Here is a 25,337-nt window from a genome sequence, read left to right on the forward strand (position 1 = left end):
ATATTAGCCAATGAACCGATTGATCTTATTCGGTTTTTGCTTTGGACTTGTCATACTCACCAAGGCCCGGTTTGAAAGATTTGTCGTCGAGAAATTGCTTCATTCCTTCATGCCGACCGTCCGTCTTGTCATGGAAATTCAACGCTTCCTGCGCGCGGATCAGATAGTCTTCCGCATTGTCAAAGGTCATTTCAACCACACGCTTTACGGCGTCTTTGGACGCTTTGAGCGTATCCAGGTTTTTCTTGAGTAGCTTGTTTGCAACTTCCGTGACACGCGCTTCCAGCTGGTCGAGCGGCATGGATTCATTCACCAGACCTGCCTCTACGGCTTCTTGACCACTCAGATTCTCACCAACCAATGTATGGTACATGGCCTTCCGCATTGGCATCAGATTTGTTGCAACCTTGGTTGCGCCGCCGCCCGGCAAAATGCCCCAGTTGATCTCCGAGAGACCAAATTGCGCTTCATCGGCGCAATAAGCGAGATCGCAAGCATGTAATGGACCGTAACCGCCGCCAAAGCACCAACCATTGACCATCGCGATTGTTGTTTTTTGATACCAGCGGAGACGCCTCCACCAACCATAAGCCTCACGTTGACTTTGTCTGATTCCCGGCAAGCCTTTTTCTTCGGTTTCGCGGAAATATTCTTTCAAATCCATGCCTGCTGACCAGCTGTTGCCTTCTCCGGTAAGGACAAGAACACCGACGTCATCATTATACTCCAGTTCATCGAGTACCCGCAGCATTTGCCGATTCAGTTTTGGACTCATACAATTGCGTTTCTCGGGGCGGTTAAACTTCACCCAAGCGATACCGTCCTTGATCTCATATGAAACCGTATCTTCTTCTTTGCGTTCTGACATGTCAGTCCCTTTCAATTTGTTCCAAAAATCCATGACCCCACAGATGATGATCGAATCATCGGTGCAATTGTTTTGAATAACTGCTCTGTGAAACCGTCCAAAATCTAGGATTCTAGATTGCGTTCATAGGATTAATGCTATGCCCTATAGCAATGTGCATTGCTATTGCCAATAGCATTTTATATAGGGGTGAAATGATAGACCCTCTTATAGCTTTGCCGGGATATGTGTTGAACCGCGCTGCTGCCGCAAATTTGGCGAATCTCAATCAGCAGTTATCCAAGCTTGGCTTGAGGCATAGTGATGCTTCGCTTCTCATGCTTGTTGCGAGCAACGCCGGGTTGACGCAAAGCGATGCTGGCAAAATGCTTGATATCCAGCGCGCCAATATGGTGCCGTTGGTCAGCCGATTGATGAAGCGGGATCTAATTCTGAAAGAGCCAGTCGATGGCCGGTCACATGGCTTGTTTTTGACCCGGAAAGGCAAGGCTTTCCATAAGGAAGCCGTGGCCATTATCAATGATCTGGAAGCCAGGATGTTGGAATCTGTTTCCGAAGATTTGCGTCCCCATCTGATGCCCATTCTCGGCGCATTGTGGGACTTCAATATGAAAAAGCCCGCAGGATGATGGATTTCGCGGAATCCGATATTGGCTCTACGGTCATGCAAAAATTGATAGTTCAAAGAAGCAACAAAGGTTTTGAACCTCGGTATTTTTGTGGGACTGTAAAGAAAACTATTATGTCTTAACGGACCGCGGCCTAGTCAGGAGAGAAACATGTTTACCCATATTATGGTCGGTGCAAACGATCTCGACAAAGCACGCCAATTCTATGACGCGACGTTAGGCGCACTTGGTATCGCGCCAGCGGCTCCAGGGGATCGTTTGTTCTATGCCAATGAAACCGGCGCTTTTGGCATTGGGAAGCCGTTTGACGGAAAGGAAGCCTCTTCTGCCAATGGGGGGACCGTAGGCTTCAAGGCAGACAACCAAAGCCAGGTTGATGCTTTTCACGCTGCCGGACTTGCCAATGGCGGAACGAGCGATGGGGAACCCGGACTTCGACCGAACGCTCCGGGGAAATCATATGGGGCCTATTTGCGTGATCCCGACGGCAATAAAATTTGTTCGTTTTTTCAGCTGGCGGACGGATAGGCTTGTGAACCCGCGCACTCCATTTCCGGCATATGTGATCAAATGACTCAAGAAGAACATCTGGCTGCCATCGTCGCCGTCCATATCGAGCGGGAAGGACCATTGCTTCCCATCCTGAATGATATTCAGGAAGAGTTAGGCTGCGTTGACGAGGCGGCGAAAAAATATCTAGCCAGCGCCCTCAATCTAAGCCGCGCGGAGGTGCACGGCGTGGTCAGCTTCTATCATGATTATAAAGAAAGTCGGGCCAAATTGCCGGTGCTGAAACTGTGCGGCGCCGAAGCGTGTCAGGCGCGCGGGGGCGAAGCGCTCGCAACCGAGATTGCCAATGTTGCGCAAGGCCGATGCCAGATTGAAACCGTCTATTGCTTGGGCCTGTGCAGCGCAGGCCCCAACGCAATGATCGGCAGGGACGTTCATGCGCGCTTGAATTCGACCAAATTACAGAAGCTGATCGAGGCGCTATGACTTTGCGGGTTGCGATATCTGACGATGCGCTGGCCCTTGCATGTGGCGCTGATGAGATTGCGGAAGCGATCCAAAAGGCTGCGCCAGAGGCTGAAATCGTGCGCGTTTCGAGCTGGGGCATGTCTTGGCTGGAGCCGCTCGTCGAAGTGGATGGCCTGGGCTATGGACCGGCGACTTTGGATGATGTTGCGTCGATATTGGATGGGTCATCCGACCTCAATATTGGCAAGATTGAAGATCATCCCTTCATTGTCAAACAACAGCGCCTGACCTTTGGTCGGGCCGGTATAACGCAGCCGCTTGATCTGGAAGATTACCAGGCGACCGGCGGTTGGCTGGGCCTGGAAAAGGCGCGTGCCATAGGCTCTGAAGCGATCATTGAGACGATTACCGAATCCGGCCTTCGCGGACGAGGCGGTGCTGGATTCCCGGCAGGTATCAAGTGGAAGACAGTGGCGGGCGCTGACGGACCCCAGAAATATATCGTCTGCAACGCGGATGAAGGGGATAGCGGGACGTTTGCCGATCGCATGCTGATGGAAGGTGATCCATATTGTCTGCTAGAAGGTATGGCGATTGCCGGTTTGGCCGTTGGTGCAAACATGGGCTATATCTATGTTCGCAGCGAATATCCGCATGCGATTGCCAAATTGAACGCTGCGATCAAAGCGAGTGCCGATATTGTCGCGCCCTTTAATATCGAGGTTCGGGTCGGGGCAGGCGCCTATGTTTGTGGCGAGGAAACATCCCTGCTCGAGAGCCTGGAGGGGAAGCGCGGCGAAGTGAGGGCAAAGCCGCCACTCCCCGCTCTGGAAGGGCTGTTCGGGAAGCCGACGGTCGTGAACAATGTTCTGACTCTCGCTGCCGCGCCCTATATTCTTGCCCATGGTGCGAAGGCTTATGCTGATTACGGCATGGGCCGTTCCCGCGGCACCATGCCGATCCAATTGGCAGGAAATCTCAAATATGGCGGCCTGTTCGAAACCGCCTTCGGAATTACGCTGGGCGAGTTGGTCAATGACATTGGTGGCGGAACGGAAAGCGGCAAGCCTGTCAAAGCAGTGCAGGTGGGCGGCCCATTGGGCGCCTATCATCCGGCAAGCGATTTTCATCTGCCCTTTGATTATGAAGCTTTCACGGCTGCAGACGGATTGATTGGTCATGGCGGTATTGTTGTATTTGATGAGACCGCCGACATGCTTTTCCAAGCCAAATTTGCGATGGAATTTTGTGCGGCCGAAAGCTGCGGGAAATGTACGCCTTGCCGATTGGGCTCTGTTCGGGGGATGGAAGTGCTCGACCGGATCAGATCCGGCGGACGGGAGGCAACGGATCCAGTCGAGAGCTTGCCACAAATGCACAATGCCCGAAAAGAAGGGCGCAGCGTGGAAGAGGAATTGTCGCTCATTTCCGATCTTTGCGAGACGATGAAGTTCGGATCCTTATGCGCGCTTGGCGGTTTTACGCCCTATCCGGTGATGAGTGCAATCAAACATTGGCCCGAGGATTTCGGATCGAACGCCGATGTGGTAGAGGATCAATCATGACGTATCAGCCGCAGAAAGATTTTGGCACACCAAAGTCCAAAGCCAGCGAAACCATATCACTATCCATTGATGGTCGTGATGTAACCGTTCCCGCCGGCACCAGCGTGATGCGCGCCGCAGCGGAAATCGATAATAATATTCCCAAGCTCTGTGCGACCGACAATGTCAAAAGCTTCGGCTCCTGCCGGCTCTGCCTGATCGAGATTGAAGGCCGCAGAGGTACGCCGGCCAGCTGCACGACCCCGGCTGAAGACGGCATGGTCGTAAAAACTCAGACCCCGTTTCTGCAAAAACTGCGCAAAGGTGTAATGGAGCTCTATATCTCCGATCACCCGCTTGATTGTCTGACCTGTAGCGCCAACAATGACTGCGAGCTTCAGGATCAGGCGGCCAATGTCGGTTTGCGCGATGTGCGCTATGGCTATGAAGGCGCCAATCATCTGGGCGAAGCGAAGGACACATCCAACCCCTATTTTGATTTCGATCCGTCCAAATGTATCGCCTGTTCGCGCTGCGTGCGGGCTTGCGACGAGGTACAGGGAACCTTTGCTCTCACCATGGACGGGCGGGGCTTTGCTTCGAAAATATCGGCCGGTTTGCCGACCGACGATTTCCTGTCGAGCGAGTGCGTTTCTTGCGGCGCTTGTGTTGAGGCTTGCCCAACGGCAACGCTTCAGGAGAAGGCCGTCACCGAAATAGGCAAGCCAGACCGAACCGAGATCACCACCTGTGCATATTGCGGCGTCGGTTGTACCTTTCGGGCTGAGATGCGCGGCGACCAATTGGTCCGGATGGTGCCGTGGAAAGATGGTAAAGCCAATCGCGGTCACAGTTGCGTGAAAGGCCGGTTTGCGTGGGGCTATGCCAATCACCAGGATCGGATCACCAAACCGATGATCCGTGAAAATATCGACCAGCCTTGGCGAGAGGTCGGCTGGGACGAGGCGCTTGCTTATACAGCGAGTGAAATCAAACGCATTCAAGACAAATATGGTCGCCTCAGTGCCGGTGGAATCACCTCATCGCGGTGTACAAATGAAGAGACTTTCCTGGTCCAGAAACTGGTTCGGGCCGGTTTCGGGAATAACAATGTCGATACCTGTGCACGCGTGTGTCACTCTCCGACGGGATATGGTCTGAATACAACTTTCGGCACCAGTGCTGGAACGCAGGATTTTGACAGCGTCGAAGATAGCGATGTTATTTTGGTGATCGGTGCAAACCCGACTGACGCGCATCCGGTTTTTGCCAGCCGCATGAAGAAGCGCCTGCGCGGCATTGACGGGAAACCGGCCGCGAAGCTGATTGTCATTGATCCCCGGCAGATTGCGCTGGTTAAATCGCCGCACATAGAGGCGGCGCATCATTTGCCACTGCAGCCGGGCACCAATGTCGCGGTGTTAACGGCGATGGCGCATGTCATCGTCACCGAGGGCTTGGCCGACGAAGCCTTCATTCGCGAGCGTTGCGACTGGAATGAATATGCCGATTGGGCGGCCTTTGTGTCGGACGAACGCCATGCGCCGGAAACATTGGAGCCCGTGACGCGTGTCGCCGCTTCGGAATTGCGCGCTGCGGCACGACTTTTCGCTACGGGTGGCAATGGCGCGATCTACTACGGGCTTGGCGTGACCGAACATAGTCAGGGCAGCTCGACGGTGATGGCAATTGCCAATCTGGCCATGGCGACCGGCAATATCGGTCGTCGCGGTGTCGGGGTTAATCCTCTGCGCGGACAGAATAATGTTCAGGGCGCGTGCGATATGGGCAGCTTCCCCCATGAACTGTCTGGTTATCGCCACGTGTCTGATGCTGGTGCACGGGCGCTGTTCGAAGATGATTGGGGTGTGTCAATTGACTCGGAGCCGGGCTTGCGGATTCCCAATATGCTGGATGCCGCGGTCGATGGAGAATTCAAGGCGCTCTATGTTCAGGGCGAAGATATTCTGCAATCCGATCCCAATACCAAGCATGTCTCCGCCGGATTGGCGGCGATGGAATGCGTGATCGTGCACGACCTGTTCCTGAACGAAACCGCCAATTATGCGCATATTTTTCTGCCCGGTTCGACCTTTCTGGAAAAAAACGGGACCTTCACCAACGCCGAACGCCGCATCCAATTGGTCAACAAGGTGATGGCACCGGTCAACGGGATGGAGGACTGGGAAGTCACGCAGGCGCTGGCCAATGCGATGGGACTGGATTGGAACTATAGCCATCCTTCCGAAATCATGGATGAGATTTCTCGTCTGACCCCGACTTTCGCAGGCGTGAACTTCGATCGATTGCGCGAAGAAGGTTCGCTGCAATGGCCGGTCAATGAAGCCGCCCCTGATGGTTCTCCAATCATGCATGTCGACAGCTTCGTGCGCGGCAAAGGACAATTTGTGGTTACGGACTATGTGCCGACGGACGAGAAAACCGGTCCGCGCTTTCCGCTGCTGCTGACGACGGGACGGATATTGTCGCATTATAACGTCGGTGCGCAAACCCGGCGGACTGAAAATACGGCCTGGCATCCGGAAGACTTGCTCGAAATGCACCCGACGGATGCTGAAAACCGCGGCTTGAAAGATGGTGACTGGACCAAATTGTCAAGCCGTTCCGGAGAAACAACCTTGCGCATCGAGGTCACCGAGCGGGTTGCTCCGGGTGTTGTCTACACCACCTTCCATCATCCGGTTACGCAGGCCAATGTCATCACCACCGACTTCAGCGACTGGGCAACCAATTGTCCGGAATATAAGGTAACTGCTGTGCAAGTGGCTGCTTCCAATGGTCCAACCGATTGGCAGGAAGATTATGAACAGCTCTCTGACCAATCGCGGCGGATCGAAACGGTTGAAGCGGCTGAATGAACACGCTCGAACATCTTGTCTATATGGTGAACCAGATTGCCCGCAATTTCGGGACGCTGGATCAAGATAGTGCGGCGGAAGCCACCGCCGAGCATATATTGAAATATTGGGATCCCCGGATGAAACGACGGATCGTTGCTCATGCCGGAGAGGGACCCACCGATCTATCCGACGTCGCAACTCTGGCGGTGTCCATCGTCGGTCGTCGAGCTGATTCATCTGCTGCCGTGACAACTTCCATTGCCTCATAGATGACAGATTATAAGGCCTCTTTGATCCGCCCGGATAGGGAGGCTTTGGAAGTGACTGATCGGGAAATCGCCATAGAAGTCCCGGTGTCGATTGAATTTAACGGTATCGGCTATGCCGTCATGATGGCGACGCCGTCCGATCTGGAAGACTTTCTGATCGGCTTTGCGATCAGCGAAAAGCTAGTTGAAAGGGCTGATCAAATTGGCGCGATCGATGTCCATGAACATGACAAGGGCTGGATAATCCGCGCCAATCTCGATGCCGACAAAGCTGCTATGGTGTTTGAACGCGCCCGGACCCGGGTTGCGGAAAGCAGCTGCGGCTTATGCGGACTGGAAAATCTGGAACTGGTGGCGCAGCCATTGCCGCAAGTGCGAGACCATCGCTCAATTGACAAAGCCCATATATTCAAAGCGCTGGAAACCCTTCAAGGCCATCAGCCGATGAATCAGAAAACCGGCGGCGTACATGCCGCTGGATGGGTCGATGCAAACGGAGATATTCGCTGCGTGCGAGAGGATGTCGGGCGACACAATGCCCTCGACAAATTGATCGGAGCGTTGAAGCGAGAAGGTCAGTCGCTATCTGCCGGTTTCATTTTGACGACATGCCGGTGCAGCTATGAAATTGTCGAAAAATCGGTAATTGCCGGTGCGACGACATTGGTCACAATCTCGGTCCCCACGAATTTTGCCATTGAACGCGCCAAATCGTGCGGCCTAACGCTGGTGTCACTGGCCCGCGAAGACAGTTTGTTGCAATTTAACGGACACTCACTGGGCTGAGCATTCGCATTTTGGCAGCCAAGCTCTATGCTATAGGCAGATCAACCTATGATGTGGATAGATGAGAACGGAAATGGCGAACCAGCATTGTCCTTCATGACAGCCGATCTCGCACAATTTGGTTTGCTGCTGTCGGTTCTGCTATTCCTGCTCTTGGCCGCGCTGGAAGCATTGTTCCCGCGTCGGGAGCGGTCCCTGCCGCGCCTTGGCCGCTGGCGCACCAATATAATGATCATTCTATTGGACAGCCTTGCGGTCCGCCTGATGGGACCAATCGCGGCCATTGGCGCCGCCACTTATGCCACAACTCATCATATTGGCCTGTTCAACTGGCTTGACTGGCCCCTTTGGCTGGAATTTATTCTGGCATTGATTCTGCTGGATTTGGCGATTTATGGACAACATATCGCAACCCACAAGATACCGTTGCTGTGGTCGCTTCATAAGGTTCATCATGCCGATCGGGATTTTGACGTGACGACCGCCATTCGTTTTCATCCCGTCGAAATCATATTGTCGATGCTGTTCAAGTCGGTCTTGGCGCTGCTCTTGGGTCCGTCCATATTGGCAGTGTTTATATTCGCGCTCATTCTCAATCTCTGCGCGATGTTCAACCACAGCAATGTGCAACTTCCCGGTCGGCTGGATGGAATGTTGCGCCTGATTTTGGTAACCCCTGACATGCACCGCGTGCACCATTCGACGGTGGTTAAGGAAACCAATAGCAATTTTGGTTTCAGCATTGCCTTGTGGGACAGGATATTCGGTACCTATGTCGCGCAGCCCGGCGCAGGCCATGATGCAATGACCATCGGGTTAGCGGAATATCAAACAACGGCTCCGGCCAAATTCTGGTGGAGCTTGAAAATCCCCTTTGGTGATCCCGATCAAAACAGTGAAAAACCGTCTGACAAGTGAGCTTTCGATAAGCGGGTCAATTGCGGATGTTCAAAAAGTCGTTAGTGATGCTCTAGCGCTTGAAGATTCATATGATCGATTGTCGATCATGCGCGCTCTGACGGAAAGCCTAGCATGAAAAAAATACTGATTTTGATTGTCTTTGCTATCGCCATCGCGAGCTTCTTCTATTTCGACCTTGGCTCGCAGCTGACATTGGCCAATCTGAAAGAACAGCAAGGGAATTTTGACGCCCAATATCAGGCCGCACCTTTCCTGGTTATCGGTATCTTCTTTCTCATCTATGTCGCGGTTACCGCGGCTTCTGTGCCCGGCGCCCTGATTCTCACATTGGCGGCCGGGGCGTTATTCGGCGTTGTTACGGGCACGATCATTGTATCTTTCGCGTCCTCAATCGGCGCAACAATCGCATTTCTATCGTCACGCTATCTGTTCCGCGACACGGTCAAGGCGCGTTTTGGGGATCGGCTAAAAGCGATAGATGACGGAGTCGAGAAAGACGGTCCGTTCTACTTGCTCACGCTCCGATTGGTGCCCATTTTCCCATTCTTCTTGATTAATCTGCTAATGGGTCTGACCGCAATAAAGGCCCGTACCTTCTATATCGTAAGCCAGATTGGGATGTTGCTTGGGACCTTGGTCTATGTAAACGCCGGAACGCAACTCGCCGAAATCAAAGAAGTCGGCGATATCGCTTCGCCCGCTTTGCTGCTGTCTTTTGCCGCCTTGGGCCTGACTCCCTGGATCGGGAAATGGATTGTGAGCCTGCTCAAGCGCCGGAAAGTCTACGCGCGCTGGACCAAGCCCAAAACATATGACCGCAATATGGTCGTGATTGGCGCTGGGGCGGCGGGTCTCGTCTCCTCTTTGATTGCCGCGACCGTCAAAGCGAAGGTGACATTGGTCGAAACATCGAAAATGGGCGGTGACTGCCTCAACTATGGCTGTGTCCCTAGCAAGGCTTTGATCAAGAGTGCGAAAGTCGCGGAGCAGATGCGCAAGGGCGATCTTTATGGGCTGTCCAAAGCTGAGCCGAAATATAGTTTCAAGGCGGTGATGCAGCGCGTGCACGACGTGATTGCCGCGATCGAACCGCATGACAGTGTTGAACGCTATACCGGATTGGGCGTGGATGTGGTGCAGGGCTATGCGACCATCGTCGATCCGTGGACTGTGGAGATCAAACGCGATGACGGCGAGACACAAAGGCTGACCACAAGGTCTATCGTCATCGCAACCGGTGGCCGGCCTTTTGTCCCCGATCTGCCGGGGCTGGAGGAGACCGGCTATGTCACCAGCGATACATTGTGGGAAGAATTTGCCCAGATGGATGATATTCCGAAGCGGATGGTCGTGCTTGGCGGCGGACCGATCGGCTGCGAACTGAGCCAGGCCTTTGCCCGGCTCGGGGCCAAAGTGGTTCAGGTGGAACGCGCCGATCGCCTGCTGGCGAAAGAAGATGACGAGGTCGCAGAGTTGGCGATGAGCGCGCAGCAAGGTTCCGGTGTCCACGTTCTGACGGGTCATGACGCGATCCGGTGCGAGATGGTGGACGGAGAAAAACGGCTGATCCTCGAGGCTGGTGGCGAAGAGAAGAGCGTCGCATTTGACGCGTTGGTCATCGCTGTTGGGCGCAGCGCTCGGCTCACAGGATTTGGTCTTGAAGAATTGGGCATCGAAACCGACCGCACCGTCGTCACCGATGACTATCTGGCGACTCTCTATCCCAATATTTATGCTGCAGGCGATGTCGCGGGCCCTTATCAGTTCACCCATGTCGCATCGCATCAAGCCTGGTTCGCTTCGGTAAACGCTCTGTTCGGGCAGTTCCGCAAGTTCAAAGCCGACTATCGCGTGATTCCGTGGACGACATTCATCGATCCCGAGATTGCCCGCGTCGGCTTGAACGAACAGGATGCGAAGGAGCAGGGTGTTGCCTATGAAGTGACGACCTACGAGATGGACGATCTTGACCGGGCAATTGCCGAGAGCGCAACGCAGGGCTTTGTCAAAGTCTTGACGCCGCCAGGCAAAGACAAGATCCTCGGGGTTACAATTGTTGGCAACAACGCAGGAGAACTGCTCGCCGAATATGTATTGGCGATGAAATATGGTCTTGGACTGAACAAGATACTGGGCACGATCCACACCTATCCGACCATGGCCGAGGCCAATAAATTTGCTGCAGGCGAATGGAAACGCGCCCATGCCCCTGATGGCTTGCTCCGTTGGGTTGAGCGCTATCACGACTGGATGCGCGGATGATGGATGTCCTGCAGCAGGGGCAGGGCTTGATTGGTTTGTCATTGATCCTGACCTTTGTCTGGCTGTTGTCCGAAAACCGGCAAGCCCGACCAAGCTGGAAATGGATCGGCGGCGCGCTGTTGCTGCAATTCACCATCGCTTTGGTGATCGTTCGGGTGCCCTTCGTCTGGGATATTATCGGCCTGGCCAATCAGGGCGTGATGGCGATTGAACAAGCAACGCTGGTCGGATCGGCCTATATGTTCGGCTATGCGGGCGGGGCCGAATTGCCCTTTGTGTTGAAAGAAGGCGCGCAGCCGCCATTGATCATCGCTTTCCAGATATTGCCATTGGTTATCGTCTTCTCCGCGCTGTCCGCCTTGCTATGGCATTGGGGTGTCCTTGCGTGGATTGTTCGCGGCCTGTCCTGGGCGCTGCGCAAGACCATGGGCGTCAGCGGCGTGGTCGGTTTGAGCGGCGGTGCGAATATCTTTCTTGGCGTTGTGGAATCGCCGTTGGTGTTGCGCGCCTATTTTGACAAAATGAGCCGGGCAGAGCTGTTCATGGTCATGGTGCTGGCCATGTCGACCATCTCCGGCGCGATATTGATCCTCTATGCTTCTACCTTGTCCGATATAGTGCCCAATGCGGTCGGTCACATGATTTCCGCGTCGCTGATATCCTTGCCAGCCGCGATATTGATTGCCCGCTTGATGGTGCCGGGAGATGGAAAAACCGAAGCGAAGGATGCTGATTCCGGATTGAAATATGATGGCAGCATTGATGCCATCGTGCGCGGAACGATGGAAGGCGTGCAGGTGTTTCTGGCGGTTGTCGGGATCATTCTGGTGGTATTCGCCTTGGTCGCCTTGGTAGACCAGATTTTGACGATATTGCCCTATGTCGATGGTCAGGCGGTGACGATCAAACGCGCTTTTGGTTGGCTCTTCGCGCCGGTGATGTGGACGTTGGGCGTGCCTTGGGACCAAGCGCCTGCAGCCGGGGCGCTGATGGGCACGAAGAGCATACTCAACGAATATGTGGCCTTTCTCGATCTCGCGGCTTTGCCAGAAGGCACTTTCGATCCGCGCAGTCAGTTGATCGTCGTCTATGCGCTCTGCGGCTTTGCCAATCTGGCGAGTGTTGGATTACTTGTGTCAACCATTGGTACATTATCTCCATCGCGCCGCGTTGAAGTGGCAGGTCTGGGTATGAAAAGCTGGATCGCGGGCAATTGTGCCACGGCGATGACGGGTGCGATCATTGGACTGGTGACCTTCGGATGAGGCAGGGTCATGCTTGATTCCCGGTTGAGGCCGCTGATTGATCCGCCGCTCAATGCTTTGGGAAAAGGTATCGCGCGCGCCGGTATCACTGCCAATCAGGTCACGATTGCAGGCGCGGCCATGGGCATAGGCGCAGGCGTGGCAATCGGTTTTCGCTATTATCTACTGGGGCTTTTGCTGGTGCTCGGGAGCCGGGTGCTCGACGGCCTCGATGGCGCTGTTGCCCGTGCAACCAAACAATCTGATTTTGGCGGATATCTGGATATTCTATGTGACTTTGCTTTCTATGTTGCGGTTCCCATCGGCTTTGGTTTCGCCGCATCTGGCAATCTTCCTTTTGCATTGATCTTGGTGGCCAGCTTCACCCTGACCGGTATCAGCTTCCTCGCCTATGCGGTGATGGCGGCGAAGCACGGGAGAGAAACCAATGCGCATGGAAAGAAGAGTTTTTTCTATAATACGGGTCTTGCCGAGGGAACGGAGACGATCATCGCCTTTGTGCTAATGTGTCTGCTACCTGCTTATTTCACCACCATCGCAACGGTCTATTCTGCAATGTGCGTGGTCACCGTTGTCCAGAGAACAATCGCCGCGAGAATGGACTTTCGTTGAGCCGTCTGTGCGGCAGTTGCTCTAAGGGACAGACCGGCTATACGGGCTTGCACGCTTGGTGCGGTGAATAGAACAGGAGTTTCAATGGCAAACGGCAAATGGACCAAGCGGCTGAGCAAATCGGCATTGATATTTGGCATCGGTGCGCCGGTCGTGGCTTTGGTTGGAGTCACGCTCGCCCGCTATGATATCGTTGGGAAGCTTGAAGGGTTCTCAGGGATCCTGGCAGGTGCGTTGATCGCTATTGTTGGGCTTGTCGTCGGCATTGTGGCGCTTGTGCTGGTCATGAAAAAGGGCGGCAGCAAGAAGGGCGTGCTTTTGGGGCTATTTTCTGCGCTGGTCTATATCGGTTTTCTGGGATCGCGCGTTGCGTCGTCAGGCGATGTTCCTGCGCTGCATGATATTACGACAGATTTGACGAACCCTCCTGAATTTGCCGAGCTATCGCTGCGGGCAGACAATCTCGCGGGTGTCGAGACCGTGGATAATTGGCGGAAGATGCACAGCGAAGGCTATCCTGATATAAAATCGATCACGATCGCAAAGCCAGTGGCCGCCATAATCGCCGATGCCGAAGAACTGGCCAAGCAACGCGATTGGAATGTCGCGGCCGCCAATCCGGATACCGGACATTTTGAAGCCACTGCCAGCGTATCCTATATTCGCTTCCAGGATGATGTTGTCTTGCGGGCAGTGCCGACTGAAGATGGCAAGGCGAGCATTGTGGATATGCGTTCCGTCAGCCGGGTCGGTGTCAGTGACCTTGGCGTGAATGCAAGGCGCGTTCGGTCATTTCTTGATGCACTGGTCGAGAAATCCAGATAAATATTAAGCCTCAGGCGGAATTTTTTCCGTTCATTCGACGCGTCCTTGAAAGCTTACGCTAAAGCTCGGTTTGGCCGTTCCCGTCGCTGCTGCCATTGTGCCCGCCGGGCTTATGCGGACCCCGCGCACAGCGGCATCAAACCCAGCTGTGTTCGGCGCATAATTATAGGGTGCTCCGCCGCCAAGCTGGTTTGAGAAGGTTACCATAGTCGCGGCGTTGAACGCGGGAAGTCCGCTTGCCGTGCTTCCGTTGGTGAAGGTCACTGGCGAGGATGCATCATAGGTGATGTTTGATGGCAGGACATCACTGATGATTATGCTGCTGGCATCGACCGGCAGGTTACCCGTGTTGGTGACGCTAATCGTATATTCGATGATCGCGCCAGGGATGGCTTTGGCATTGGTCGTCGAATTGATCGGATCAGACACAATTCTGGATTGCTTCACTATGTTGAGGTCGGCTGTGGCGGCGGTCCGGCTATTGGTCAATATGCAGGTGATGACATCCCCTGTGCTCGGCGTGAATGTCACATCCGGTGCGGTTGGCAATGTGGTTGAGGATCCAGCATAGCCGTTGGTGCAGGACAGATTTTGGGTGTAGCGATCCAATTCCGTCGTTCCGGCGACAATTTCATTGAGTGCATAACTATTGCCGCCGACCAGCTGGGTCATCGAAATCGTACCATTGTTGATCGTCGATCCGGTGCCGCTGGTCGTGGTTGATCCGATCACGGTTGCGCCTTCCATGATCCGCGGCGTGAACTGATCGGTGTTAAAAAACCTTCCGCCGGGTCCCAATTGCTTGGACAGCTGGACATGGGGAAAAGCGATATTGGTGAAGGTACAGTCGACAACATCGCCGAAAGCAAGCGATCCAAAATCATAGCTGCTGGTGATGACATTGACGGGCAAGGTGGTCGGTGATCCGGCAGAATCGTTGGTGCAGGTCAATGAGCCCCTATATTGTGAAAGAGCGCTGCTGCTGCCAGTCGCCATGATTTCAGACAGGGTTATGGGAATGCCAGACGCGGTAGAGATGACGGCTGCGGTGAATGGGCCGCCGCCTGTACCGGTTGTTGTTCCCGACGCCAGCGGGCTGCCCGAAGATGTTGAGGTGATCCTGAAAGTGAACTGGTCGGCGGCGTCAATGCGTGAACCGGTAATTAGCTTGTTGAGCTTGATGGACGCAAAGCGGATTGCAAACATCATTCCTTGCAGACCTTGGCCTCTCATTTGGGCGACCACCGTTGTGGGATTGTTGGTTCCCGCAATATATCCCCCCATATTGCCGGTCTGTCCGCCGCCCGCTTCGTTCAATGTCGTAGTGCCGACACCGGACAGCACCGGAAATTGCGCGCCACTAATCGGCGGTACGGCGTCGAGAATCGCCCATGTTGACCCGTTTGTGGTAAAATTCAGATATTCAGCATTGTCCGTCGATTCTGCATCGGCCGCGACAAAAGCATAGTTGGTTACGGATGCGACGCCCGGTGGCGGGATGATGTTGATCGCGCTGAAGGTGAATGTCACCGTGGATCCGCTATTCGATGTATATAGGATCGGTTGTCCTGGTATCCCGAGAAACGATGAATTGCCTACCGCGGCCCCGGTCCAGCTTGGTGCAGCTATGGCAGCTGCCGCCGACCCCGCGGTTGTTGTCGCCTGTAAATTGAAGGTGAGCGTCGAACCGTCACTGAGATTGAAGGAGAAATTCTGTCCGCCGGCAGATCGGGCGGTTGTATCATTATAGGAGGAGAAATCGAACCAGCAGTAGGTTTGCCAAGAAGCCGGAGCGGCGCCCTGTGTGGTGGCAGTAGAGCAGGTTGCCGCCGCCGCAGGGTCCAGCGCAAGGACGAAAACGGCGAACAAGAGTCCAAGCGCTTTCGCATATCGCTGAGTGAACGCAAGAAACACTGATATTATCCCCAAAACTTCAGCCCCAAACATCAGTTTTACATTTCGTAAGTGCTCGTTATTCCATAATAATATCATTTGCTACAACGCATTTTCTTACGTCTTCTGGCGAACCGCGAAGACGCGATGCTCCGACGGCATTGGGCGGATGGCTGAAGTCATGCAGAGCGGACAAAACCCACCGTGCAGCAGTTTAGGATTCGCTGATTTTGTGATCGTTCAATCGCTGTAAGAACGCTTCCGATTCCTGGCTTTAGAAGCTCTGTACTGATCCACCATCCACTTGGATTGCAGTTCCGGTCATATAGCTTGCGGCTTCTGACCCCAGGAAAACAGCAAGATTGGCAATTTCTTCCGGTTGACCAATGCGCTGCATGGGAACTTGAGCCGCCAGTGCAGCCGCCACTTCATCGATGCTTTTGCCGGAAGCGGTGGCTTGTTGTTCAAGGATTTGAGCGATGCGGTCGGTCTGTGTAAATCCTGGGCAAACTGTGTTCACCAGCACATTATCTGCCGCAACTTGATTGGCGAGGGTTTTTGCCCAGCCCAATACAGCCATCCGGATGCTGTTCGACAGAGTGAGGTTCGGTACCGGCTGTTTGACGCCTGACGACGAGATATTGATGATGCGACCCCATTTTTGAGTCCGCATGTGCGGCAACACCAGCCTTGTGGCGCGGATGACGGACATCAATGTCAACTCTATGGCCTGTTCCCAATGTTCGTCTGCAAGATCTGCAAAAAGCCCGGGCGGTGGCCCGCCGGCATTGTTCACCAGAATATCGATTGGGCCGAATTCTTTGGTGACGGCTGCTATAAGCTGATCGATATCCTCGGCCTTGGAAACGTCTCCGATCATCGCCAGGCAGCCGGGCATTTGAGCGGCCGCGGCATCGAGCTTGTCTTGTGATCGTCCGCAAATGGCGACTTTGGCACCGCAATTGTAAAAACCCAATGCTGTCGCCAGTCCGATACCCTTGCTGCCCGCAGTGACCAGCACAATCTTGTTTTCGAGTTTTAGTTCCATAACTCGATATGTGGCCGATCAAAACGCATATGTATAGTGCTATTGAAATCGCTGGTTTCGGGCGCAAAGATTATCATGTCTGAAACTCAGTTCGGCATGTCCCAGGCTGCATATTGATCATTGCCGACAAAACCGACCTCTTCGACGCCCGCCCGTTTGATCATTGCAACCAGTTGATCAAATCGTTCGTAGCGCGCCCTGGCATCGCTTTCGAAATGAAGCTGCGGTTTGGCCGGATCCTTGGCCATCAATTCTAGCCGGGTTCGCAATCGGTCGCTGTCCATCGGTATATCGTTCCAGATTGCGGTTCCTGCAGCATTTAGGAACAATTTGTTGACCAGAGGAGTGCCCGCGCCCGCATGGCCGCTTGGCAGATCGATTTCAACCTTATGGGTAACGGCTGGTATCGACAGCATCAGCATGACCAACAGGACCAGTAACACATCGATCAGCGGCGTGATATTCAGCTCCCCCATGGGTTGTTCGTTGATGACCGGGCCCGTTTGTTTGCGATACTCCAGTTTTCTGAGTTTCATGTTCCTCTCCTTCGGTAGAATTTCCTTCATATATTTGTTATGTTATAACATTCTATCATAAAGAGAGAATCATTTCAACTTGTTGGCTGGGCCGCTCCGCAGAATAGAAAAGCCGCTTGCCTTATTGATCAAATAGGCCAAAACTGCTCCTCATGTCGGAAGAACTGGAAGCCATGGGAACCGCTGTCGAAGGCGGTTTGATAGCCAAGGCATTGGAAGATGAACGCGGCGAAGCCGGGGATGGTGAAGGCGGGCAATGCCTGAACTGCGGCGCTGCTGTGACAACCAGCTATTGTGGAAATTGCGGACAGCCGCTGCATATTCACAGATCCATAGCCGCTTTCTGGCACGATATTTTGCACGGCGTTTTGCATTTCGAGGGCAAATTCTGGCGGACATTGCCCTTGCTGGCCTGGAAGCCGGGTGATCTGACGCGGCGCTATGTCCATGGCGAGCGGGCAAAATTCATCTCGCCCATGGCATTGTTCCTATTTTCTGTGTTCATGATGTTCGCCGTCTTTTCCTTTCTGGGCGAGCCGTTCTCCATTGACGACACCGACCTTGCTGATGAGGCGGTCAGCACGGGCATAGCCACTGAGACCGAGCAGATCGAAAATCAGATACAGGAAAAGTCCGATTTGCTGACAAAGGCCACCGGGGAAGACAGGGCCAAATTGCAAAACGATATCCTCGACCTTAAAAAAGGCCGCAACATGTTGGCAAAATTGACCGGCGAGGAAGAGCCATATCCAGATGTGAATCTAGGGGATGGTGATTCCAAAGTCGGTAATCTCACACCCGAAGAGCTGGATCAGCTCGAAGCCGGCCTGGACGACATCAAGGAAGGTAAAGCGCTGACTGACGGCAGCAGTGTCAGTACTGGATCGCCGGAGACTGATAAATGGCTTCGCGATGCGTTTAAGAGAGTGAACGCCAATCCCGATTTGTTGATCTACAAGCTAAAGGCAAACGGTTATAAATTCGCCTGGCTGCTCATTCCAATTTCCCTGCCATTTGTCTGGCTGACCACCATCGGCCGGCGCGGATATCACTTCTACGATCATGCTGTGTTCACGACCTATTCGATCAGTTTCATGTCGCTGCTGTTCATTTCTTGCGCAATATTGGCGGCGGCGGGTGTTGCTGAATCGATCTGGGGTGGATTGCTGGTTTTCTATCCGCCCTTTCACATGTATCGGCAATTGCGCCACGCCTACAAGATGTCGCGACCCGAGGCACTGGTGCGGGTTTCCTTCTTGCTGTTTTTTACTGTCATTAGCCTGACTTTATTTTTTCTTATACTGCTGGCTCTGGGCGTTTTGGGATAAAAGCATGACCATGAATATCGATCGCCGCCAGCTGATGGCATTGGGGACTTTTGGTCTTGGCGCACTCGGCATGCCGGCGTCGGCATCGCTGATCGGCGCCAAGGGTTTTACCCATGGCGTTGCAAGCGGCGAGCCTGCACCGGAATCCATCCTGTTGTGGACACGCTATGTCGGCAAGGACGGCAGTAAGCTAACCGCGGAAATATCTGACAATGCCGACTTTTTGGGCGCCAAAATGGTGGGCGAAGTCCAAGCAACCGCAGAGCGTGATTTTACAGCCAAAATAACAGTACAGGGCCTCGACCCTGACCAGTGGTATTTTTTCCGCTTCATCGCGCCAGATGGTTCGCAATCGATGGTCGGCCGCACCCGGACATTGCCGCAGGGGCCCACTCAGCGGTTTAACATCGGCGTTGTTGGTTGCTCCAATATGCCGTTCGGCTATTTCAACGCTTATGCTCATGCAGCTCAAAATGCCGACCTCGATCTGATCATACACACGGGTGATTATCTGTATGAATATCCGGTCGGTACCTATCCATCGAAAGAGGAAGCGCTCGCTGGGCGCCTGATCGAGCCGGCGCATGAGATGGTGCAGCTTGCCGACTACCGGCTTCGCTATGCGGCCTACCGCAGCGATCCGGACCTGCAGCGCATTCATCAGGTTTTGCCAATGATACCGTCATGGGATGATCATGAATTTGCCAATGACGCCTATAAGGATGGTGCCCAGAATCATGACCCCAGCGAAGGCGATTGGGAAACCCGCAAGCGCATCGCCGAGCGCGTGTATCGCGAATGGATGCCGGTTCGGGATATGGAATTTGGTAGCCCGCGCTGGACAGAATATCAAATCGGCGATCTTGCGACTTTGTTCTTTACCGAAAGCCGGATTGCCGGACGTGATCAGCCTGCTGATCTGGCGGATGCGATCAAGGGCCAGAAAGATATTTCCGCGGCCCTTGCCGCATTTCGGGATGATATCTGGCAGGATCCGTCCCGTTCCATGCTGGGCGCGGTGCAAGAAAAATGGTTCGGCGATGCGCTGCGGACATCAAAAGCGCAGGGAACAAAGTGGCAGGTCTGGTCACAGCAATGCGTGATGGGCGAACTGAAATTGCCGCAGGGTGCAAAAAACTGGGTGCCTGATGATGCGCCGGCTATTGCCAAGGCTCGTGTAGCGGTCGGCGCTTTGTCCGCCGAAATTGGCTTGCCGATGAACTTCGACAGTTGGGACGGCTACCCCCAAGCGCGTGCTCGGTCGCTGGCCGCCGCGCAGCAAGCGGATGCCGATTTGATCGTTTTGTCCGGGGATAGTCACAACGCCTGGGCTTTTGATCTGGAGACGCAGGATGGCGCCGCCGGTATCGAATTTGCCGGGCATAGTGTCAGTTCACCGGGTTTTGAGGCTTATACAAAGGGCATTGATCCCAAGGTTGTGGTCAAAGCCGTAGTAGAGACGAACAAGCAGTTGCAATGGGCAGAAACAGAGCATCGCGGCTATATGGTGGTATCTTTGACCCCCGAAAAAGCCGTATCGACCTGGCATTTTCTGGATGCGATCCGAACAAAGTCGATCGCTTTGTCGGGCAGCAAAAGCCAGACCGTGTTGCGCGGGACGAACCGGCTCCAGGCCTGAAAACTGTCCATTTGATGGCGATCAGGGGCGTCAAAATTCCGATCTTATGGATATTCGATACGAAATTGCGGAGTCCTAATTGCGAAAACCGCCTTCAGACTATCGACATTCCTACTAAAATTACGCAAAGCGACCACTTCCTATAACTTAATGGAAGAAACGACCCAAAATGTCCGAAGATTTCTACCGCATCAAACGCCTGCCGCCTTATGTCTTCGCAGAAGTCAACGCGATGAAGGCGGAAGCGCGAGCGCGTGGTGAGGATATCATTGATCTTGGGATGGGCAATCCGGACGGGATGCCGGCGCAGCATGTGATCGACAAGTTGACGGAAACGGCGAACGACCCGACCGCGCATCGCTATTCAGCGTCCAAGGGCATCAAGGGCTTACGCCTCGCACAGGCCAATTATTACAAGCGCCGGTTTGACGTAGACCTTGATCCGGAAAGTGAAGTCATCGTGACTTTGGGTTCCAAAGAAGGACTGGCGAATCTTGCACAGGCGATCACAGCGCCCGGCGATGTCGTGCTTGCACCCAATCCATCCTATCCGATCCATACTTTTGGTTTCATCATTGCAGGCGCCGCTATCCGTTCGATTCCGGCCGCTCCTGGCCCGGATTTTTTCACCCGGCTGGAATATGCGATGAGCTATACCGTGCCGAAGCCATCGGTGCTGGTGATGGGCTATCCGAGCAATCCCACCGCCTATGTCGCTGATCTCGACTTCTACCAGAAAGTCGTCGACTTCGCGCGCGAGCATAAGCTTTGGGTGATCAGCGATCTTGCTTATGCCGAGATTTATTTTGGTGACACGCCAACACCGTCAATGCTCGAGATTGATGGCGCGAAAGATTGCGTGGTCGAATTTACCAGCATGTCCAAAACCTATTCCATGCCCGGCTGGCGCATGGGCTTTGCTGTGGGCAATCAAAAACTCATTGGCGCGCTGACGCGGGTGAAGTCCTATCTAGACTATGGTGCTTTTACGCCAATTCAGGTCGCTGCCACGGCGGCACTCAATGGTCCGCAGGATATTATTGACGAAAATCGGGCGCTTTACAAAAAGCGTCGCGATGTGATGGTCGAAAGCTTTGGTCGTGCTGGTTGGGACATCCCGCCACCGGAAGCCAGCATGTTTGCTTGGGCTCCGATTCCCGAGCAGTTTAAAGAGCTGGGCTCGATGGAATTTGCAAAGCGCTTGATAGCCGAGGCTGGCGTGGCCGTCGCCCCCGGTACCGGCTTTGGTGACGAGGGCGAAGGCTTTGTTCGGCTAGCGCTGGTCGAAAATGAGCAGCGCATTCGGCAAGCGGCCCGGAGCATCAAGAAGTTCTTGGGCGAGGGTTAAGCCGGCCGCTATCCGCAACAAGACGCCAATTTCCCTGGCTTCTGTTCCTTGACATACTGACTGGGGTCGAGCCGCGTTCCATATTCGGTGGCGTCGCCATTGGTGAGAAAGGATTCCCAGGCAACGCCATCGGGATCCTTCGTCCAGTGTTTCTCCGACTGGGCATAGCAGCAGGTTGTTGCACCTTCGTCCAATATTGCGCCTCCGGCATCTTCTAATCGGCCAAAAATTGTTGCGAACTCGTCTGCGGTTTCCGATTGGATGCCGATATGCTCGATGCCGCGCTTTGTATTCTGGTGGCTCGACATCGCGAAATTGACGCGTGGATCATCGAGCATCCATTTGGCGTAGTCGGATTTGTGAACCGTCGGTTCCGTGCCAAATAGTCCGGAGTAGAAGGCAACGGATTTTTCAATATCTTCGACCGAGAGATGGATGTGCATTCTGTTCATTTTAAGCTCCTTGGGAGATGAGAAGGTCAACCGCGCAAGCGTCGCCCGCGCAGCAATTTTCCAGTAGATAGGCGACAAGCCGGTTCATCGCGGCATAGTCTGCGCGATAGATTAGGGTCCGTGACTGGCGTTCCTGGCTAATCAGGTCTGCGCGGGTCAGTTGGGCGAGATGAAAGGACAGGGAACTGGGCGGGATTTTCAATTTCTCTGCGATGGCACCGGCCGCTAAACCATTTTTTCCAACCCGCACCAACAATCTGAATATCGATAGGCGATGTTCCTGAGCGAGTGATGCTAAAGCATCGACGGCCTGTTTGGCTTCCACGATTAACTCCTATGATTCGATAATCATGGAAATATCAAAATATGATTATGCCGTCAATGATATTTCGATCATAATCGAAATATGAAATGAAATTGCCGTGGCACAGAATTATAGTCGCCTTGCTTTCGGACGCTAGAAATACGATTTTTTGCTGTCCTACCGGCCAGCTTTTGTGCCACGTTGCGGAATGATGAAGATTGATCCAATTGATGACCTGACCGACGCCAAAGGCGCGTTTTTGAGGCTCCACTGAATCTTTCCTTTAACACTGTAAACTTTGTAAAGTTTAGCCGGGATGTTTTTTGCTTATGATTGATCTCTATTTTGCGCCGACACCCAATGGTTGGAAAATTTCTGTCATGCTGGAGGAGTCCGGGCTCGATTACAGTCTCAAATGGGTGAACATTGGGGCGGGGGAACAGTTTGAACCTGAATTTCTGGCGATCAGTCCGAACAATCGGATCCCAGCCATTGTCGATCACGATCCAGCCGATGGCGGAGACCCCGTGAGCGTTTTTGAAACTGGCGCGATCCTGCTCTATCTTGCGGATAAGGCTGAGCAGTTTCTGCCGCACGATCTGCGAGGTCAGATTGCGGCAACCGAATGGCTGATGTGGCAAATGGGCGGGCTTGGGCCGATGATGGGTCAGCATGGTCATTTTAAACTCTACGCGCCAGAGCGGATAGAATATGCCACCGAGCGCTATCGTAACGAAGTGCTCCGGCTATTTGGCGTGATGGACCGGCGGCTGGCAGAGAATGAATATCTCGCCGGTGAGGATTACAGCATTGCCGATATGTCCTGCTTCCCCTGGGTGCAGACATATAAGCGCCAGGAAATTGATCTCGACGATTTTGCCCATGTACAGCGCTGGTATGAAGCTTTGAAGCAACGCGAAGGTCTACGCCGCGGAATGGCTGTTGGCCGGGACAAGATAAACCGCAATCCACAGGATGATGCGCAGACGCGCAAGACCTTGTTCGGGTTAAAGGAGTAAGCCCGAGCAAAGATTCGGGAAGAGGAAAGACCATCAAATGACCAAAAAAGTTGAATTTTATTTCGATCTCTCGTCCCCGTGGACATGGCTTGCCTTTCATAACATCCAGTCGATCATCCACGACAATGATGCGGAGATTGTCTGGAAACCATTTCTGGTGGGCGGTGTGTTCAATGCAGTGAACCAGGCCGTCTATGCCGCGCGCGAGAACCCCGACAATCGCAAATTTGTGCACAGTTTCCGGGTGCTGAAAGACTGGGCAAAAATCGCCGGCTTGCCGATGAATTTTCCCAGCGAACATCACCCTGTGAAATCGGTGCATGCCATGCGGGCCTGCTGCGCGCTTGAGGATGATCAACCGGCATTGCACAAGTTCGCAACCGCGGCATTCAATGCTTATTATGGCGATCAACGCAATCTGGATGACCCTGCGGTGCTGATTTCCATTGCCAATAATGTCGGTTTGGATGGCTCCGCTCTGGCGGCGCGGACACAGGAGCAGGCCATCAAGGACCGGCTGCGCGCCAATACCGAAGAAGCAATCGCCCGCGGGGCTTATGGATCGCCTAGCATTTTCGTGCCTTTCGGAGATGGTGAACGGATGTATTTTGGCAATGACCAGTTGCCGCTTGTTAATTGGGCGATTAAACAGCCCGTCTAATTTCATTCGAATCCAGAAAACCGGAGCCTGTCCATGTCAGAACGCGTAACCATAACTGTCAAAGACCATATCGCTGATGTTCGCTTTAACCGGCCGGAGAAAATGAACGCTCTGGATGGCGAGCAGATTGATGCGATCGTGGAAGCGGGTGAAAAGCTGGCGGCGATGGAGGGTATAAGAGCGATTATATTGTCCGGCGAAGGAAAGGCTTTCTGCGCGGGTCTTGATATGGGCAGCTTTGCTGCATCGGCTGCTGCGGCATCAGAGGAAAGCAAGGATGGGGAGAAGTCCCCTCTGGCGAACACGTTGACCGACCGCACCTTTGGAAATGCCAATAAATATCAGCATATCGTGCTGCTGTGGCGCAAATTGAAAGCGCCGGTTATCGCGGCGATCCATGGCCCTTGCATCGGTGGCGGCCTGCAATTTGCGAGCGCTGCGGATATCCGTGTGGTTGCGCCGGATGCGAAAATGTCGATCATGGAAATGCGCTGGGGCTTGATCCCTGATATGGGCAGCTACACCACCTGGCGCAGCTTTGTCCGCGACGACATCTTGCGCGAGCTGACCTACACCAACCGGATATTTACCGGTGAAGAGGGCAAGGAACTGGGGTTCGTTACCCATTTGTCCGATGACCCCCATGCCAAAGCGATGGAAATCGCCAAGGAGATTGCGAGCAAACATCCACAAGCGGTCCAGATTGCGAAAGATCTGATCAATAAGCTGCCGGATATGAACGAAGACGAGATATTGATGATGGAATCGATCGGTCAGGACAAAGTCAGCCGGACACCCAATCAGGTGGAAGCGGTCATGGCTTTCATGCAGAAACGTGCCGCGAATTTTGTGGACTAGTTTTTCGTCCGCATTTTCTCAAGTTCATCAACCACGGCCTGGCGCAGCGGCTTGCCTTCACCATCGGTGCGGCAGACGATGGTCGCATCGCAGGTGGCAATACATTTTCCGTTCTGGAACATGGCCTGCGCGATGACATAGCTGGACGTGCCGATTTTGCTGACGCCCGAACTGACCTCGACATCATCGGGAAATTGTCCCTCCCGAAGATAATTGATGGTGATCGCTGCGACCATGCTCCGCTCGTTCTTCGGTCGGTCGGTCCATGGCCGAAGCGCGCGGTTGAAGCGCACGCGGGCGTTCTCGAACATGGTCGCAAAGGCGACATTGTTGAGGTGCCGGTTGGGATCGATATCCTGAAAGCGCGTCTGGGTGACAAGCGATACGGGATAGTTGGCAGGGTCAAGCTGCCAAGGTTCAGGACGGGCCAT

The 25,337-nt window shown here is 53.8% G+C and carries 25 protein-coding genes; 18 read left to right on the forward strand and 7 right to left on the reverse strand.

The annotated features are described in order from the left end of the window. Positions 1-25: 25 nt before the first annotated feature. Complete coding sequence (locus ABJV08_RS06320; RefSeq protein WP_348036896.1) at positions 26-868, reverse strand: p-hydroxycinnamoyl CoA hydratase/lyase; 843 nt, start codon at positions 866-868, stop codon at positions 26-28. Between the two features lie 194 nt (positions 869-1,062). Between ABJV08_RS06320 and ABJV08_RS06325 the strand changes: the two genes are divergently transcribed. The 12 genes from ABJV08_RS06325 (at position 1,063) to ABJV08_RS06380 (ending at position 13,820) form a co-directional block, all read left to right on the forward strand. After that, entirely contained in the window at positions 1,063-1,497 is a 435-nt protein-coding gene (locus tag ABJV08_RS06325; RefSeq protein ID WP_348036898.1) for a MarR family transcriptional regulator, read from the forward strand. 150 nt (positions 1,498-1,647) lie between these two features. Next, on the forward strand, positions 1,648-2,025 hold the full coding sequence (locus ABJV08_RS06330) for a VOC family protein (RefSeq protein WP_348036900.1): 378 nt from the start codon (positions 1,648-1,650) through the stop codon (positions 2,023-2,025). 42 nt (positions 2,026-2,067) lie between these two features. Then, positions 2,068-2,493 carry an NAD(P)H-dependent oxidoreductase subunit E gene (locus ABJV08_RS06335; protein ID WP_348036902.1) on the forward strand — a complete coding sequence of 142 codons (426 nt, stop codon included), beginning with the start codon at positions 2,068-2,070 and terminating at the stop codon, positions 2,491-2,493. Next, entirely contained in the window at positions 2,490-4,040 is a 1,551-nt protein-coding gene (locus tag ABJV08_RS06340; RefSeq protein WP_348036904.1) for an NADH-ubiquinone oxidoreductase-F iron-sulfur binding region domain-containing protein, read from the forward strand. The genes ABJV08_RS06335 and ABJV08_RS06340 overlap by 4 nt, the downstream gene beginning before the upstream one ends. Beyond that, positions 4,037-6,898: a formate dehydrogenase subunit alpha gene (gene fdhF, locus ABJV08_RS06345; RefSeq protein WP_348036906.1), complete on the forward strand. Its 2,862-nt coding sequence runs from the start codon at positions 4,037-4,039 to the stop codon at positions 6,896-6,898. Before ABJV08_RS06340 ends, fdhF begins: the two co-directional genes overlap by 4 nt. Beyond that, a complete protein-coding gene (locus tag ABJV08_RS06350; protein ID WP_348036908.1) occupies positions 6,895-7,149 on the forward strand; it encodes a formate dehydrogenase subunit delta in 255 nt (84 codons plus the stop codon). Before fdhF ends, ABJV08_RS06350 begins: the two co-directional genes overlap by 4 nt. After that, positions 7,150-7,935 carry a formate dehydrogenase accessory sulfurtransferase FdhD gene (gene fdhD / locus ABJV08_RS06355; RefSeq protein WP_348036910.1) on the forward strand — a complete coding sequence of 262 codons (786 nt, stop codon included), beginning with the start codon at positions 7,150-7,152 and terminating at the stop codon, positions 7,933-7,935. A gap of 96 nt (positions 7,936-8,031) precedes the next feature. Continuing rightward, on the forward strand, positions 8,032-8,853 hold the full coding sequence (locus ABJV08_RS06360) for a sterol desaturase family protein (protein WP_348422302.1): 822 nt from the start codon (positions 8,032-8,034) through the stop codon (positions 8,851-8,853). A gap of 114 nt (positions 8,854-8,967) precedes the next feature. Beyond that, entirely contained in the window at positions 8,968-11,118 is a 2,151-nt protein-coding gene (locus ABJV08_RS06365; protein WP_348036914.1) for an FAD-dependent oxidoreductase, read from the forward strand. Beyond that, positions 11,115-12,383: a nucleoside transporter C-terminal domain-containing protein gene (locus ABJV08_RS06370; protein ID WP_348036916.1), complete on the forward strand. Its 1,269-nt coding sequence runs from the start codon at positions 11,115-11,117 to the stop codon at positions 12,381-12,383. Before ABJV08_RS06365 ends, ABJV08_RS06370 begins: the two co-directional genes overlap by 4 nt. A gap of 9 nt (positions 12,384-12,392) precedes the next feature. After that, complete coding sequence (locus tag ABJV08_RS06375) at positions 12,393-12,995, forward strand: CDP-alcohol phosphatidyltransferase family protein (RefSeq protein WP_348036918.1); 603 nt, start codon at positions 12,393-12,395, stop codon at positions 12,993-12,995. An 84-nt stretch (positions 12,996-13,079) separates the two neighbouring features. Then, positions 13,080-13,820 carry a DUF1499 domain-containing protein gene (locus tag ABJV08_RS06380; protein WP_348036920.1) on the forward strand — a complete coding sequence of 247 codons (741 nt, stop codon included), beginning with the start codon at positions 13,080-13,082 and terminating at the stop codon, positions 13,818-13,820. A 30-nt stretch (positions 13,821-13,850) separates the two neighbouring features. On the opposite strand, the gene ABJV08_RS06385 is transcribed toward ABJV08_RS06380, so the two are convergent. The 3 genes from ABJV08_RS06385 to ABJV08_RS06395 all read right to left on the reverse strand — a co-directional run bounded on the left by ABJV08_RS06385 (position 13,851) and on the right by ABJV08_RS06395 (position 17,297). Next, positions 13,851-15,734, reverse strand: coding sequence for a CshA/CshB family fibrillar adhesin-related protein (locus ABJV08_RS06385; protein ID WP_348036922.1), 1,884 nt, complete (start codon positions 15,732-15,734; stop codon positions 13,851-13,853). A 253-nt stretch (positions 15,735-15,987) separates the two neighbouring features. After that, positions 15,988-16,761 (reverse strand): SDR family oxidoreductase, encoded by a 774-nt coding sequence (locus ABJV08_RS06390; protein ID WP_348036924.1) that lies wholly within the window; start codon positions 16,759-16,761, stop codon positions 15,988-15,990. A gap of 86 nt (positions 16,762-16,847) precedes the next feature. Next, positions 16,848-17,297, reverse strand: coding sequence for a biopolymer transporter ExbD (locus tag ABJV08_RS06395; RefSeq protein WP_348036926.1), 450 nt, complete (start codon positions 17,295-17,297; stop codon positions 16,848-16,850). Positions 17,298-17,449: 152 nt separating this feature from the next. Here ABJV08_RS06395 and ABJV08_RS06400 point away from each other — a divergent pair, with 152 nt between their 5' ends. From ABJV08_RS06400 to ABJV08_RS06410, 3 genes are all read left to right on the forward strand, one after another. Next, positions 17,450-18,625 (forward strand): DUF3667 domain-containing protein, encoded by a 1,176-nt coding sequence (locus ABJV08_RS06400; RefSeq protein ID WP_348036928.1) that lies wholly within the window; start codon positions 17,450-17,452, stop codon positions 18,623-18,625. A gap of 4 nt (positions 18,626-18,629) precedes the next feature. Beyond that, positions 18,630-20,264, forward strand: coding sequence for an alkaline phosphatase D family protein (locus ABJV08_RS06405; protein WP_348036930.1), 1,635 nt, complete (start codon positions 18,630-18,632; stop codon positions 20,262-20,264). A 169-nt stretch (positions 20,265-20,433) separates the two neighbouring features. Beyond that, positions 20,434-21,612, forward strand: a complete 1,179-nt coding sequence (locus ABJV08_RS06410; RefSeq protein WP_348036932.1) for an LL-diaminopimelate aminotransferase — start codon at positions 20,434-20,436, stop codon at positions 21,610-21,612. A gap of 8 nt (positions 21,613-21,620) precedes the next feature. On the opposite strand, the gene ABJV08_RS06415 is transcribed toward ABJV08_RS06410, so the two are convergent. Both ABJV08_RS06415 and ABJV08_RS06420 read right to left on the reverse strand, forming a co-directional pair. After that, a complete protein-coding gene (locus ABJV08_RS06415) occupies positions 21,621-22,064 on the reverse strand; it encodes an ArsI/CadI family heavy metal resistance metalloenzyme (RefSeq protein WP_348036934.1) in 444 nt (147 codons plus the stop codon). A 1-nt stretch (position 22,065) separates the two neighbouring features. Further along, complete coding sequence (locus ABJV08_RS06420) at positions 22,066-22,389, reverse strand: metalloregulator ArsR/SmtB family transcription factor (protein WP_348036936.1); 324 nt, start codon at positions 22,387-22,389, stop codon at positions 22,066-22,068. Between the two features lie 308 nt (positions 22,390-22,697). Here ABJV08_RS06420 and ABJV08_RS06425 point away from each other — a divergent pair, with 308 nt between their 5' ends. Genes ABJV08_RS06425 through ABJV08_RS06435 form a run of 3 tightly spaced genes read left to right on the forward strand, consistent with a single transcriptional unit; the run spans position 22,698 to position 24,906 of the window. Then, positions 22,698-23,387 (forward strand): glutathione binding-like protein, encoded by a 690-nt coding sequence (locus ABJV08_RS06425; RefSeq protein WP_348036938.1) that lies wholly within the window; start codon positions 22,698-22,700, stop codon positions 23,385-23,387. A 37-nt stretch (positions 23,388-23,424) separates the two neighbouring features. Then, positions 23,425-24,048: a 2-hydroxychromene-2-carboxylate isomerase gene (locus ABJV08_RS06430; protein WP_348036940.1), complete on the forward strand. Its 624-nt coding sequence runs from the start codon at positions 23,425-23,427 to the stop codon at positions 24,046-24,048. A 33-nt stretch (positions 24,049-24,081) separates the two neighbouring features. Beyond that, positions 24,082-24,906 (forward strand): crotonase/enoyl-CoA hydratase family protein, encoded by an 825-nt coding sequence (locus ABJV08_RS06435; protein WP_348036942.1) that lies wholly within the window; start codon positions 24,082-24,084, stop codon positions 24,904-24,906. Here ABJV08_RS06435 and ABJV08_RS06440 read toward each other — a convergent pair. Then, the gene (locus ABJV08_RS06440; RefSeq protein ID WP_348036944.1) at positions 24,903-25,337 is read right to left on the reverse strand and encodes an acyl-CoA thioesterase; all 435 of its coding nucleotides are present in this window, start codon (positions 25,335-25,337) and stop codon (positions 24,903-24,905) included. The genes ABJV08_RS06435 and ABJV08_RS06440 overlap by 4 nt on opposite strands.

This window comes from Parasphingorhabdus sp. (genome assembly GCF_039982395.1).
Lineage (GTDB): Bacteria > Pseudomonadota > Alphaproteobacteria > Sphingomonadales > Sphingomonadaceae > Parasphingorhabdus.

Bases quoted from the DNA above. Each gene is read 5' to 3' on its own strand.
- ABJV08_RS06375 (WP_348036918.1), top strand. From the start codon at position 12,393: ATGCTTGATTCCCGGTTGAGGCCGCTGATTGATCCGCCGCTCAATGCT.
- ABJV08_RS06350 (WP_348036908.1), top strand. From the start codon at position 6,895: ATGAACACGCTCGAACATCTTGTCTATATGGTGAACCAGATTGCCCGC.
- ABJV08_RS06425 (WP_348036938.1), top strand. From the start codon at position 22,698: ATGATTGATCTCTATTTTGCGCCGACACCCAATGGTTGGAAAATTTCT.
- ABJV08_RS06325 (WP_348036898.1), top strand. From the start codon at position 1,063: ATGATAGACCCTCTTATAGCTTTGCCGGGATATGTGTTGAACCGCGCT.
- ABJV08_RS06360 (WP_348422302.1), top strand. From the start codon at position 8,032: ATGACAGCCGATCTCGCACAATTTGGTTTGCTGCTGTCGGTTCTGCTA.
- ABJV08_RS06395 (WP_348036926.1), bottom strand. From the start codon at position 17,297: ATGAAACTCAGAAAACTGGAGTATCGCAAACAAACGGGCCCGGTCATC.
- ABJV08_RS06340 (WP_348036904.1), top strand. From the start codon at position 2,490: ATGACTTTGCGGGTTGCGATATCTGACGATGCGCTGGCCCTTGCATGT.
- ABJV08_RS06330 (WP_348036900.1), top strand. From the start codon at position 1,648: ATGTTTACCCATATTATGGTCGGTGCAAACGATCTCGACAAAGCACGC.
- ABJV08_RS06440 (WP_348036944.1), bottom strand. From the start codon at position 25,337: ATGGCCCGTCCTGAACCTTGGCAGCTTGACCCTGCCAACTATCCCGTA.
- ABJV08_RS06415 (WP_348036934.1), bottom strand. From the start codon at position 22,064: ATGAACAGAATGCACATCCATCTCTCGGTCGAAGATATTGAAAAATCC.
- ABJV08_RS06390 (WP_348036924.1), bottom strand. From the start codon at position 16,761: ATGGAACTAAAACTCGAAAACAAGATTGTGCTGGTCACTGCGGGCAGC.
- ABJV08_RS06405 (WP_348036930.1), top strand. From the start codon at position 18,630: ATGACCATGAATATCGATCGCCGCCAGCTGATGGCATTGGGGACTTTT.
- ABJV08_RS06410 (WP_348036932.1), top strand. From the start codon at position 20,434: ATGTCCGAAGATTTCTACCGCATCAAACGCCTGCCGCCTTATGTCTTC.
- ABJV08_RS06400 (WP_348036928.1), top strand. From the start codon at position 17,450: ATGTCGGAAGAACTGGAAGCCATGGGAACCGCTGTCGAAGGCGGTTTG.
- ABJV08_RS06320 (WP_348036896.1), bottom strand. From the start codon at position 868: ATGTCAGAACGCAAAGAAGAAGATACGGTTTCATATGAGATCAAGGAC.
- ABJV08_RS06335 (WP_348036902.1), top strand. From the start codon at position 2,068: ATGACTCAAGAAGAACATCTGGCTGCCATCGTCGCCGTCCATATCGAG.
- fdhD (WP_348036910.1), top strand. From the start codon at position 7,150: ATGACAGATTATAAGGCCTCTTTGATCCGCCCGGATAGGGAGGCTTTG.
- fdhF (WP_348036906.1), top strand. From the start codon at position 4,037: ATGACGTATCAGCCGCAGAAAGATTTTGGCACACCAAAGTCCAAAGCC.
- ABJV08_RS06430 (WP_348036940.1), top strand. From the start codon at position 23,425: ATGACCAAAAAAGTTGAATTTTATTTCGATCTCTCGTCCCCGTGGACA.
- ABJV08_RS06370 (WP_348036916.1), top strand. From the start codon at position 11,115: ATGATGGATGTCCTGCAGCAGGGGCAGGGCTTGATTGGTTTGTCATTG.
- ABJV08_RS06380 (WP_348036920.1), top strand. From the start codon at position 13,080: ATGGCAAACGGCAAATGGACCAAGCGGCTGAGCAAATCGGCATTGATA.
- ABJV08_RS06435 (WP_348036942.1), top strand. From the start codon at position 24,082: ATGTCAGAACGCGTAACCATAACTGTCAAAGACCATATCGCTGATGTT.
- ABJV08_RS06365 (WP_348036914.1), top strand. From the start codon at position 8,968: ATGAAAAAAATACTGATTTTGATTGTCTTTGCTATCGCCATCGCGAGC.